Annotated in this window: 9 protein-coding genes; 1 reads left to right on the forward strand and 8 read right to left on the reverse strand. The window is 45.0% G+C overall.

Going from position 1 to position 13,482, the window contains the following annotated elements; genetic code table 11:
- Positions 1–97: 97 nt before the first annotated feature.
- The 8 genes from K5677_RS11545 to K5677_RS11580 all read right to left on the reverse strand — a co-directional run bounded on the left by K5677_RS11545 (position 98) and on the right by K5677_RS11580 (position 8,946).
- Entirely contained in the window at positions 98–1,438 is a 1,341-nt protein-coding gene (locus K5677_RS11545) for an AMP-binding protein (protein ID WP_296728160.1), read from the reverse strand.
- Between the two features lie 171 nt (positions 1,439–1,609).
- Positions 1,610–2,521: a LysR family transcriptional regulator gene (locus tag K5677_RS11550; RefSeq protein WP_296728163.1), complete on the reverse strand. Its 912-nt coding sequence runs from the start codon at positions 2,519–2,521 to the stop codon at positions 1,610–1,612.
- 48 nt (positions 2,522–2,569) lie between these two features.
- Entirely contained in the window at positions 2,570–3,481 is a 912-nt protein-coding gene (locus tag K5677_RS11555) for a cysteine synthase family protein (RefSeq protein WP_296728166.1), read from the reverse strand.
- 10 nt (positions 3,482–3,491) lie between these two features.
- Complete coding sequence (locus tag K5677_RS11560; protein ID WP_296728169.1) at positions 3,492–4,652, reverse strand: PLP-dependent aspartate aminotransferase family protein; 1,161 nt, start codon at positions 4,650–4,652, stop codon at positions 3,492–3,494.
- Positions 4,653–4,663: 11 nt separating this feature from the next.
- A complete protein-coding gene (locus K5677_RS11565) occupies positions 4,664–5,560 on the reverse strand; it encodes a class I SAM-dependent methyltransferase (protein ID WP_296728172.1) in 897 nt (298 codons plus the stop codon).
- A gap of 464 nt (positions 5,561–6,024) precedes the next feature.
- Positions 6,025–6,945, reverse strand: a complete 921-nt coding sequence (locus K5677_RS11570) for an ABC transporter permease subunit (protein ID WP_296728173.1) — start codon at positions 6,943–6,945, stop codon at positions 6,025–6,027.
- On the reverse strand, positions 6,942–7,760 hold the full coding sequence (locus tag K5677_RS11575) for an ABC transporter ATP-binding protein (protein WP_296728176.1): 819 nt from the start codon (positions 7,758–7,760) through the stop codon (positions 6,942–6,944). The genes K5677_RS11570 and K5677_RS11575 overlap by 4 nt, the downstream gene beginning before the upstream one ends.
- Positions 7,747–8,946, reverse strand: coding sequence for an ABC transporter substrate-binding protein (locus K5677_RS11580; RefSeq protein ID WP_296728179.1), 1,200 nt, complete (start codon positions 8,944–8,946; stop codon positions 7,747–7,749). The genes K5677_RS11575 and K5677_RS11580 overlap by 14 nt, the downstream gene beginning before the upstream one ends.
- 383 nt (positions 8,947–9,329) lie before the next feature.
- Between K5677_RS11580 and K5677_RS11585 the strand changes: the two genes are divergently transcribed.
- Positions 9,330–12,677, forward strand: coding sequence for an EAL domain-containing protein (locus K5677_RS11585; protein WP_296728182.1), 3,348 nt, complete (start codon positions 9,330–9,332; stop codon positions 12,675–12,677).
- Positions 12,678–13,482 lie beyond the last annotated feature (805 nt).

Below are 13,482 nucleotides of genomic sequence, written 5' to 3' on the forward strand. Positions count from 1 at the left end.
AATGTAGGGGCTGGCGTCCTCGACAGCCCACATAAAAGTATCAATGGGACGTCGGGGACGCCGTCCCCTACAATCATCTCTTAATATTATAACACCATCAGATATTATAGTCAATATTTCTTTCGTCAATAACACGTCTTGACTTATGTTCAGAACGTGTATCAAGTCCGCCGTCCGGGTGAACTACTACTCTTGCAGGCTTAACACCGATACGAGCCTTGAGTGCTGCGCTTACCTCTGCTGCTACTGTCTCATCGTCCTTTGCAACACCTGCTGCCTTCTCGACCTCAACTGCATACTTGCTTGTGAAGTCCTTCTCGAAGATACGAATGAGATACTCACCTGTCAGGTCGCTCTGCTCACGGATAACAGCCTCAATGTCACTTGGGAATACATTAACAGCTGAAACAATGAACATATCGTCCTTTCTGCCGAGGATATGTATTCTTCCGTGAGTACGTCCGCATTTGCACTTTGTTGTGTCGATGCGTCCGATATCACCTGTCTTGAATCTGATAAGCGGTCTTGCGTGCTTACGGAGAGTTGTGAATACAAGCTCACCTGTCTGACCGGGTTCAAGAACTTCGCCTGTGTGGATATCCACGGTTTCAACAAGGATATGGTTCTCAGCGATGTGAAGGCCGTCGTGGTATTCACACTGTGCAGCGCAGGCACCGAATATATCTGACAGACCGTAGAAGTCGAAAACCTCAGCCCCCCAGATGTCCTCGATAGCCTTTCTTGTAGCATCGATCGAACCGCCAAGCTCGCCTGCAACGATTATCTTCTTGATATTGAAGTCCTTCTTAGGATCATAGCCTGCCTTGAGAGCCTTTTCACCGAGCTGCCAAGCATAGGACGGAGAAGTCCAGATAACTGTAGGCTGATAAGTTTTAAGTATGAAGAGAAGTCTCTCACTTGGGAGAGTACCGCCCCAGATACATAATGCACCGAGATTCTGTGCGCCGATTACGTCAGGTCCTCCAACGTAGAGTGAGAAGTTGAGAGCGTGTACATAACGGTCATTCGGTCTCATTCCTATCTGCCAGAACCAGCGGCTCTCAGTGTCCTGAAACTCGTCGAAGTCCTTCTTTGTGAAAGGGCTCATGGTAGGTACGCCTGTTGATCCTGATGAAGTCGAAATGAAAACTACATCTTCTTCGGGAACTGCTGCCAGCTCACCCAGGAATGAACCAACGCCCTGAGTATCGCGCTGTGTTTTCTTGTTGATGAACGGGAACTTCTCAATATCCTTGAGAGTCTTGATGTCCTCAGGCTTTACGCCTGCCTCATCGAATGAACGCTTGTAGTAAGGAGCATTGTCATATGCGAACTTAACGATCTCTTTGAGGTCTTCAAGCTGCCTCTTTTCCAGTTCCTCACGGGGAAGAGTTTCAAGCTCTTCATTCCAGAATTTGTTGTTGATATCTCTGCTCATTGTATTTATCCTCCATATTCTATAATATATATCTGTTTGGTATGTTTTAATTATACACCCCTTGCTGACATTTGTCCAATACCAAAGGGTTATTCCGAGTTATAGACTGAACCTATTAGCCAGTCGCTTTACCAAAAAACATCGTGCAAACGATTCGGCGTTTTCCAGTTCTTAACTGATGTTAAGGTATTTCCTGATCTCGTCGATGTATATCTCAGCCATTTCGCTGAGTATCACGTTTTTAAGCGTGATATAGCCAATCTCCATTATCTCGTCTGAATCGTCCTCAAAAGGGACGGCGATATAGTCGCTGCCGTTGAGTTCCTCGCAGATAATTCCGGAGCACAGTGTATAGCCGTTCAGACCTATCATCAGATTGAGCATTGTAGCTCTGTCATTAGCCTTGATAGTACGCTGATATTCGGCTGTGCTGAGAAGCTCCTCCGCAAGGTAGAATGTGCTGTTGTCGCCCTGCTCAAAGGAAAGGCATGGATAGTCGTCAAGCTGCTCGAATGTAATTTTCTTCTCGTTTGCAAGAGGGTGTCCCTTCCAGAGGTAAACGAATGGACTGCATTTGGTAAGCGTATGAAATTCCAGACCGTTTGAGTGCAGGAGCTTTGTTATGGACTTGCGGTTAAAGTCGTTGAGGTAGATAATTCCTATCTCACTGCGCATTGTTGCAACATCGCTTATTACCTCGGCAGTTTTGGTCTCACGGACTGCAAACTCATACTTCGCAGTATCAAACTCCTTGACCATTTCCACGAAAGCCTTTACAGCAAAGGAGTAGTGCTGAGTTGACACGCCGAACTTCTTCTTGACGCTGCCCTTGCTGATATATTTTTCTGCAAGAACATCAAACTGTCCTACTACCTGACGGGCATACTGTATGAATTCTGCACCGTCATTGGTAAGTGTAACTCCCCTGCCGCTGCGGTTGAATATCTTGATGCCTATCTCCTTTTCAAGCTCCTGAACCGATGATGTAAGGGAGGGCTGTGATACGTAAAGCTGTTCCGCCGCCTTGTTCATAGAACCTGTTGCAGATATTGCAAGTATGTATTTAAGCTGCTGTAAAGTCATAAAAATTCTCCATTCTTTTTACGGACAGATATTATCCGCCCATCATGACTAATCGTAGAGCCCTGTGCTGAAATAGCGGTCTCCGCGGTCAGGGAATACAGTAACGATATTACCCTTTGCGCCGCTTTCGATAAGCTTCAGGACTGCCGCCATTGCTGCACCCGATGAGGAGCCAGCAATGACGCCCTCAGTTTTTGCAAGCAGACGAGCTGTGCTGAAAGCCTCTGCATCATTGACCTTTATGACCTCATCAACAAGAGTCATATCCATGGTCTCGGCAATAAAATCGTTTCCGATACCCTCAATATTATAATCTGAGTGCTCTCCGCCGCCCATTGTTGAGCCTACAGGATCAGCAAGCACCCCCTTTGCGCCGGGCACACGCTCCTTGATATAGCGGAGTATGCCTGTGTAAGTACCTCCGCTGCCTGCACCTGCAACTACATAGTCTATCCTTCCGTCAAGATCCTCAAATATCTCTCTTCCTGTGGTCTCATAGTGTGCAAGCGGATTGCTCTGATTCTTAAACTGCTCCAGTGAAATTGAACCCGGTATCTGCGCCTTTATTTCCTCAGCCTTAGCAACGGCTCCCAGCATTCCCTTTTCACGGGGAGTGTTTATTACCTCTGCACCAAGTGCGCGGAGCAGAGACTGCTTTTCTGCTGAAAACTTAGTAGGAACTACAAAAATAATACGGTATCCGCGGTTAAGTGCCGCAAATGCTATGCCAAGACCTGTATTTCCTGCGGTAGCTTCGACAATAGTACTGCCCTTTCCGAGAAGCCCTTTTTTCTCGGCATCATTTATCATATAAAGACCAGTTCTGTCCTTGACACTACCTGAGGGATTATATAGCTCCAGCTTTGCAAAGACATTGACGCCCTCGTTCTGAACGAGATTTCCAAGTCTTACCAGAGGGGTATTTCCGATGAGAGCCTGCATTGAATCATAGTATCTCATATATATTATCTCACTTTCTTTCGGATTTTGCAATAGCCTGTTCAATATCTGCGATAATATCTTCAATATTTTCTATTCCGACGGATAAACGGATAAGTCCGTCGGTTATTCCAACTTTCTTACGGATATCAGCCGGGATAGATGCGTGAGTCATTGATGAGGGGTGGCATACAAGTGACTCAACGCCGCCAAGACTCTCTGCCAGTAAGACAAGCTCAAGACTCTCGAAAAATGTGTTTATATCGTAATTTTCCTGAAGCTCGAATGATATCATTGCGCCCCCGTTCTTAGCCTGTCTGCGGTTGATCTCATAGCCCTGACTGCTTTCAAGCCCGGGATAATATACATTCTTCACAGCCTTATGCCCTTCAAGGAGCCTTGCAATCTTTTCAGCATTTTCTACGTGTCTGTCCATGCGTACCGCAAGAGTTTTTATACCGCGGATAAGCAGAAATGAATCGAATGGTCCGAGAACTCCTCCTGTGGAATTCTGGATAAATGCTATTTTCTCAGCAAGCTCCTTTGAATTTACAACTGCAAGTCCGGAAACCACGTCGCTGTGTCCGCCGAGGTACTTTGTAGCACTGTGAACTACTATATCTGCGCCTAATTCAAGAGGCTTCTGAAGATACGGTGTCATGAATGTGTTGTCCACGATAACAAGAAGCCCGTGCTTATGGGATACCTCTGCAACAGCCTTTATATCGGTAACTGTCATAAGCGGATTAGCAGGGCTCTCAATTATCACAGCCTTTACGTCGGAACTTATCTGGCTCTCATAAACTGCAAGGTCTGTAGTGTCTGCGATAGTAAAGGTGATGGCGAAGTGGTCAAAAACCTTGCTCAGCAGACGGAAGGTACCGCCGTAAACATTGCTGGAAATAAGAACTCTGTCACCGCTGTGAAGCAGGCTGAGAACTGCGGTAAGTGCAGCCATGCCCGAACCGAATGCAAATCCTGCATAACCGCCTTCAAGCTCTGCGATAAGAGCTTCGAGAGCCTCACGGGTGGGGTTGCCTGTACGTGAGTACTCATAGCCGCGCATTTTGCCGAGACCGTCCTGCTTATAGGTAGAGGTCTGATAAATAGGGATATTTACGGCGCCTGTACGCTCGTCAATGGAAATTCCTCCGTGGATAAGTGCTGTTTCTGTATTTTTAAAATTGCTCATAATAATTCTCCTTATTCATAATCATAGCCTGCGGTGTATATCGCCGATATCAGGCTCACATTCTCAAAGGCTTTCAAGCCGTCCTCTCTGCCGTCAAAATACTCATGCTGTACCTTTTCAGGCGGCATATATGTGTCTATCTGGAAGCCAAGCGAGTACAGCGCACGAGAGACCTCATTATAATCATATCCTCCGCGCATGACCTCGCCCATGCCCTCAGTTATCTTTTCAAGGCGTTCGACTCTTCTCGGGAACACACCTGTTTTTATGGGATAGTCAAATACTACCGCACTTCCGAGAGCTGAGAGCTCCGCCATTTGCTTTAATGTATCTGTGAAAACGTCCAGTGTAAGGTAGTAAGTAACTCCAAGTATACTGAAAAACGTCTTTTTCGCAGGATCAAAGCCTGCCGCAAGAAGCTTGCCGCACATTCGCTCGCGCTCGAAGTCAACGGGCACATAGTGAACATTACCGCGGATATTCCATTCAAGCTCACGTATCTTTTCCAGCTTGTAGCGCTGAGTGTCAGGGTGGTCTATCTCGAATACCTTGATGTCCTCGTTGTCGTTGCGGAATGCAAAGGTATCAGAGCCTGCTCCGCAGATAACGTACTGTATCCTGCCATTATCCCTTGCAAAATCTGCAAGTCTGCTCTCATTGAAGTGTATCCTCGAAAGGGGGATCGGTGCAAAGTACTCACTGATTATCTCCTCAGTGTCCTCACGGGAAAACTGCTGTGAGCCGTCCAGTCCGCTGCTGATGAGGTCGTAAATGCTGTCGTATTCCTCCTTGCCCAGCATATCATAGGCAAGGTAGTCGTCATATATCTTCTGACGCGCCCTGTTTGAGTGCCATGCTCTGACAAAGGCGCATATTTTAGCGGTCACGCTTTCTCTTTCATTTACCATGATTTCCTCCGAAACATAAAAAATGCGCAGAATGACATTCGCATTCTGCGCATAACATTTTACTCGCTTAAAGTCAGGAGATGACGCAACATCGCTGAGCATAGGTATGCAGAATACGGATATCGTTTGACTTGTTCATACAACAACACTGCATACAACACATCATATTAGTTCTCATGTTCAGCACTCCTTTTTGTTAATCTCTTGTATTCCTATCGGAACTATATGCATTATAGCATTATTTTTGATAATTGTCAATAGGCTCGGTTTATATTCAGCAATAGTCATAGAATCATTCTGTAATTTATGAATGTTTTATTTATTTCGTCTCAAAAAAATAATATCTATCAGCCTTGCAGCGGACAACGTACTCGGCGCTTAGCGGTGATTTATCAGCTCGCAAACAAAAAAGCCAAAGAACGAACAGCTATCGCTCTCTGGCTTTATCATCTTATTTTCAGTTTTCATCGTTTCCACCTTAAAAGACGGTTCTGGAGCTTATTGAAAAGGAAAGTAACTCCTATTACTACAAAACCGATAACGAGAAGTCCTGTGATAGTGCGTGTATAGTCGCCGAAATCTGAATAATACTTGACATAATAGCCCATTCCGTCCCTTGCGCCTATCATCTCCGCAGATGTGAGAAGTATGAATGATACGCTGAGTCCCTGATTGCAGCCGAGGAATATCTGCTGAAGCGATGCAGGAAGTATTACCCTGAACAGCATTTCAGGCTTGCTGACATTTAGTACCTTTGCCGAATCGATTATCTTCTTGTCTACTCCGAGAACTCCGCTCATGGTTCCTGCAAATACAGGCCAGAATGTAGCAAGGAAAATAACGAAAACGGATACCGACTTGAATGTAGGGAGAAGTGCAATACCGTATGGTATATAAACTATCGGCGGAATTGAGCTGAAAAACTTTGTGATGTATGTTGCAGCTCCGCCCACTCTTGCGCTCCAGCCGATGAAAAGTCCCAGCGGGATAGCTACTGCTGCTGCAATAAGGAATCCCTTTACCGTTGTGCCAAGCGAGCTTACGATATTTGTGAGTATAGCCGACCTGTCCTCGGTAAACTGGTGCAGTACCTTTCCGGGCGCCGGAAAAAGCATATCATTGAGCACGTTGAACTTGGCAGTTGCAAGTGACCATGCTCCAAGCAGTATATATATAAATCCTGTAATATCAAGGAGAAGCGAAACGCCCTCTTCCTTCTTTATAAATGATGAAGCCGCAAGTACGATGATCTCAAGTCCCACTGCAAAGGCTATGAGTGAGCCTGTGAATACGTCCTTTGTAGACTTGTCGGGAAGAAGCTGTATCAGCAGAAGGGCTATGAACAGCAGATGTGTTATGCGGAGATAGCGCTTTTTTAGTGTCATAACACCACCTCATCTCCGCCGATACGCTCGGCAATATCGCTGTAGAGCAGCGAAAGAAGTCTGTTGCGGAACTTGCCGTACTCGTCTGTTTTTACTAAGTCCTCACGTCTGCGCGGACGCTCAAAGGGTACGTTCACTACCTCGTTTACTGTACCCGGGTGCGCTGTAAGAACTACTATCTTATCAGAGAGAAGTATAGCCTCGTCAATATCATGAGTTACGAAAACTACTGTCTTACGCTCCTCTGTACCGTCGCCCTCCCAGAGTTTAAGAAGAAGCTCCTGCAAAATAACGCGGTTCTTTGCGTCAATAGCGCTGAACGGTTCGTCCATAAGGAGTATCTCGGTATTCATTGCAAGAGCTCGTGCAATTGCCGCTCTCTGCTGCATACCGCCTGAGAGCTGTGAGGGGTATTTGCTGCCGAAGCCTGTAAGTCCGACCTTTGTGAGAAATTCATCTGCTATCCTGGCACGTTCACTGCGCTTTACATCGCGGCGTGACTGCTTTATGCCGAACTCAATGTTCTTTCTTGTAGTCATCCACGGGAACAGGGAGTAGTGCTGAAACACTACTCCGCGCTCTGTACCTGTACCGTGAAGCTCCTTGCCGTCTATCTGCACCGAGCCTCCTGCCGGAGTATAAAGTCCCTCAAGTACGCTGAGAAGCGTGGACTTACCGCAGCCGCTGGCACCGATAACACTGACGAACTCGCCCTTGCCCACTCCGAATGATACGTCATGGAGTGCGTTGAAGCTTCGCTTGTTTTCGATATAATTAACTGTCAGATCTTTGATCTCTATCTTATTCGTAGTCATCAAAATGCTCCTTCAATGATTTATAGATGTCATCGGAACTCTCAGCTAAAATACTGTCAAGTGCTTTCTTGTAGATCTCTGTATTGTAATGAGGCTCGATGTCAAAATCCTCAGTATATCCGAGCTCTACGATCGTATCTTTAAGAGTCAGAGTACCCTGCTTGTCAGGATCGGGGCTTGATACGCTGAAGCCGCCGTATACCTCTGTGTCGACGAATTCCTCATCTATATCAATGTATTTCTTAACGTCCTTGATCGTTTTTTCGTGGTCGCTCTGTGTAAGGTGGTAAGCCTTGATAAATGCTCTTTCGAGAGCTGTAAATGTATTGGGGTTATCCTTTACAGCAGAAGTCTTTGCGACCTGACGGCAGCATGGCTGGTTCTCCAGTGCCTTTTCGTGTGCGCAGTAGTAAACTACCTTATAGCCCTGTGACTTAGCAAGTGAAGTGTATGGAGAGTAAGCAGAAGCTGCGTCAATCGACTTGTTCATAAGAGCAGCATACGCGTCCTTCTGGCTGTCGAAGTAAACGATATTTACCTTGTCCTCGCCCTCGCCGATCTCAATGTTTGCATTTTTGAGAAGGATCTGAAGCTCTGCATCCTGAACGCTGTTCTTTACTGATGCAACGTTTCTGCCCTTGAGTATCTCAACGCCGAGCTCGTCCTTGTCTGCGAACTCTGACTTGATAACGTAGCCATGACCGTTTGTCATTGCACCGCCGATAACAGAGATATCATGTCCCTGGCTGAGGAATGTAAGAGTTGGCACCGAACCGATGAATGAAACGTCAAGCTTGTCGGATTCGAGACCGTTTACCAGCTCTGCTGCACTTGAGAACTGTGTGAGTGTTACATTCAGTCCCTCTTCCTTGAAGTAGCCCTCTTCTGCTGCTACAAATGCAAGAAGATGAGCTGTTGAGTTCAGGTAGCCGATATTGATATCGGTCTTTTCGGGCTTGCCAAGTACTGCCTCAGCTCCGTCGCCGCAGCAGTCCTTTGGTTCCTCTTTACAGCAATCCTTTTCACCGTCCTCGCAGCAGTCTGTTGTAGTCTCTGCTGCTGTTGTTGCCTCTGTCTTTGCCTCTGTGGCAGCCTGTTTCTCGTTTGAGCTGCTGTTTAAAGCTCCGCAGCCTGTAAGCAGCGAAAATGCTGCAAGTATAGAAATGTATTTAGCCTTGTTATTCATATTTATCACCTTTCATATCTTAAAAATCAAATATCAGCTTACTTTTGAAAACGTATCAGCCGCAACATCGCATTCGCTCCGAATTGGTGATATTTCTGTAATTTTCCATGTTATTCACTCCTGTTTTCCTTTGATGAACTAATCATACCATACCTATAGGCTTTTGTCCAATACGAAAGGATTATCATTGCTTATAGGCAGGAGCTATAAGTACTCACACAGCAGAAGATATGCCGCGTAACTTATTTAACATATACAATAATTTCCCATGAAGTAAAAATATTTTTATGATATAATATATAATGGTTAATTTTATATATACTGAAAGAATAATAATAAATCTATGTATTTCAAATAATCACCTGCAAAAGGAAGGGATATGCATGACCAAACACAGAAAAAGGATAGCATTATTTGTGGGACAGGCAGACGAATCATATCAGAGCCGTTTTATCAGCGGCTTTCTTAAAGAAGCTTTTTCTCAGGGCTATGACGTCTGTATTTTTTCGATGTACCGCAAATATCAGGATACGCAGGATCGTGAACAGGGCGAATCCAATATATTTTCCCTTATGAATCCCGAAAGGTTCGACGGCGCTGTTATACTGAAGGACAGTATCCAGACTGAAAATGCCGCGGATAGCCTTGAGCTTTATTTAAAGGATTTCTTTGAAAACCGAATTGTTGTCATCGAAAAAGAGAGCGAGCTCTTCCCAAGTATATGTACTGACTGCTATTCTGCTGTTTTTGATCTCGTAACGCATCTTATAGAGGTTCACGGCTGCAAGGATATAGCCTTTCTGTCAGGAAAAAAATGGCATAAACACTCAAAGGAGCGTCTGAAGGCTTACCGCGATGCAATGGCGAATGCCGGTCTCGAAGTTTCAGAGGACCGTATTATATACGGTGATTTCTGGTATCAGAGTGGAGAGATATGCGCAGAGGAGCTCCTCGAAGACGGCAAAAAGCTTCCTGACGCAGTTGCCTGCGCTAATGACCAGATGGCTATAGGACTCTGCAAGGCTTTTGCCGAGCGAGGTATACGCGTCCCTGAAGACATAGCTGTTATAGGCTATGATTCTACTTTTGAAGGTCAGACCAGTCCAAAGCCTATAACCTCGGCTCTTATCCCTGCGGAGGAATTCGGTGAATATGCCTTTAATTTCCTTATGGACTGGATAAAGGGAACAGTACCTGATTCCTTTAAGCTGAGGTCAAAGCTGCTTATCGGCGAAAGCTGCGGCTGCGGCTGCGAGTCGATGCCCCATTATCAGATAAAACGCGATAACTGGGGAACAGATATATCAGAGGAAGGGTATCACTCAGTTTTCAATACAATGGACGAGAACCTTATTTTACAGTCATCAGTACAGGAATACCTCAGCACTGTCTATTCCTATGTATATCAGATACACGGCGCAAAGGAATTCCACCTCTGCTTATCAAATGAATGGAAAAACGCGGCTCAGGGTATTCATCAGAAAAACAATGGGTATCCCAAGCGCATGATACACGCTATACGTTTTTGCAGCGACCGAAAAAACAATATCGCAAGCCTTGATGAGTGGTTTGAGACAGCGGATATGCTCCCTGACCTTGACGAGGAACGCGGCTATCCTACTGCTTACTTTTTCACTCCTGTTTTCTATGAGAGCGAATGCTTCGGATACGCTGTTTTAAGCTACGGAGACAAGATACGAAGCTACGACGAAGCATACAGGCTTTGGATAGGCTCTGTTTGCAGAGGTCTTGAAATACTGCGCCGCAATCTTATGCTGAAGCATATGCAGGAGCAGCTCGAACGCCTGCACAATAGCAAATTCTCTGTCACTAACCGTGCCTACGACAGCCTTGATACAAATGAAAAAGTCCAGTATCAGCTTGTTACAAGGATACTGGACGAGAATCTGCTGGATTATCACTTCCAGCCCATCGTCAGCGCTGTTGACGGAAGTGTCTACGCATTTGAGGCACTTATGCGCGCCCGCACCGAATCAAAGGTCTCTCCCCTCTCTATTATAAAATATGCAGCAATGCAGGAGCGTCTTTCCGATGTTGAACGTGCTACATTTATGAATGTTCTCAGTCTCATAGACAAAAAAAGAGATGACCTCGGCGATAAAAAGGTATTCATCAACAGTATCCCCGGTGTCAGCATCGGCGAAGAAGCCTCCTCTGAGCTGGATAATTCCCTTGCCGCCCATGCCGGCAAGGTTGTCGTGGAGCTTACGGAAGAAGCAGAGCTAAAGGACTCAGACCTTGAAAGACTTAAAGCAAATTTTGAAAAGCTTCATATCAATATCGCTGTTGACGACTATGGCACAGGCTATTCCAATGTCAGCAATCTGCTGCGCTATATGCCTGATTTCGTCAAGATCGACCGTTCATTGCTCAGCGATATACATGAATACCCTCAGAAGCAGCATTTTGTCCGCGAAATTATAGATTTCTGCCACGATAACGGTATAAAGGCTCTAGCTGAGGGTGTCGAGACCGCAAAGGAGCTCCAGACAGTGATACATCTGGGAGCCGACCTTATACAAGGCTTTTATACCGCCAGACCTTCAGCTGACATCGTCAGTCAGATAGACGAAAAATGCCGAAGTGAGATAAAACAGTATCATCAGGAACATATCGACGGCAATGTAAAGCATATATATACAGCCGGCAAGACCAACCGCGTTTCACTTGCAAAGCTGGCTAAGGATGGCTGTACGGATATTGTTATAGGACACGACGAAATGGTCTACAAGGATATATCTATAATAGGTACTCCCCAGATGAAGACCAATATCCATATGCGTATCGAGCCTTGTTACAGAGGACGCATAACCTTAGAGGATGTTTATTTCGCCAATATCAAAAACCGTCCCTGTATTGAGCTTGGCGAAAATTCAAACGTTACTCTTGTCCTTGTGGGCACTAATACTATGTTTGAATCGGGAATACAGGTCCCGGAATCCTCAAAGCTTGTAATCGAGGGAGACGGCGCACTTAATCTCGACCTGAATGCCGCCGAGTCATACGGCATAGGCAACGACCATGATTCGCGCCATGGAGATCTGGTCTTTGAACAGGACGGTCCCATAAATATCAGCTGCCGCGGTAAGGACGGTATATGTATCGGTTCGGGATACGGCGGCAATATACATATAAACCGCGGCGAATTCAACCTTAAAATCAACACCGAGACTGAGGTCGGCATAGGCGCTGTCAGGGGCGAGGTAAATATTGAGCTGAACGCCTGCCATATAGAAACAGATTTTTCAGCAAGTATCGGTACATTTATCGGCTCACTTGAAAACAATGCCAATATCACTATACGAAAAAGCTCTATAAATTTCTACGCCCATAGTAATTGCCTGACAGTATTCGGCACTCTCAATGGTGATAAAGCTTCCATAAGTGCTGAACAGGTCAGTCTTGTTCTTAATACTATGGCTGATAATTCAACCTGCTTCGGTTCGCTTTATAAAAGCTCGGATATTGCTCTGCGCGATTGTCATCTCCATATTGAGATCATTGGTCAGCAGGCTCTTGCTTTCGGCGGTTACAGTGAGGATACACATCTCTTGCTTTCCGACTCGGATACAAAGGTCGATGTAAGGTCAGCTCTCGGCAAGGAAACTTTGGCTAAAGACGAAAATATTACAATAAAAAACAGCCGCCACAGGCTGATCGCAAATGGCTCTGAGATCAAAAGACCTGTTACTATAGACTATACAGTTTAAGTTATGAGAAAAAAGTAGCTTTACATTCTCGATTTTGCTCCTCCCCCTTAACATTACTGTTTTCTTATCAGTATACTTAATTGTGCGGCGATGATGCATTGCAGCAGGAGTGATGTCATCACAGGTAACGATGATCTAATCTCACATAAGCATTAGCCCGTTACTTCTCCCGGTTGTATTTTAAATAGCTAAAGAGCAGTGTATAAAATAGAGCGGCTCACCGAAAGTTAAGTCAAGTAACTTTTCTTACGGCGAGCCGCTTTTTATGTTTATGAATCACTCTTTATCAAATCAGTGACATTCTCACGTTTGAGTAAGATTCTAAATCGGGTGATTTTGGTAGAAAATTCGATAGAAATTTTTGATAGAGGTCAATTATATGATTTCACGAAAGTTTCAGAAAAGCCTTATTACCGATAGAAAATGCATTTAAAATAGCCTGCACGTTCACCCCCCATACCGGATGTTCCAACATCTCTATTCATGGTAAACCATGCAATTGTCATTAACACAAAACGAATGACGAGCCATTTTACCACGATATATCGTCATTTTATAGCAATTTCAAGTCAATAATCATTAGCTGAAAACTATAGATGACCACCCTTCACCAACTTCACTATATACTACTCCTGCAACACCTATATATCTATCTTTCGGATAACGATATTGAACTTTCAAAAGTCTGATATTGATTTTGAACATTTACTCTCCTGATTTTTGGTAAACTCTTAGTGCCGAAATTATACCCGATTGCCCGAAAACTCGGCATTGACATTTTATTGCTCATATGATATAATTAGTA

The sequence above is a fragment of the Ruminococcus sp. genome, from assembly GCF_024684275.1.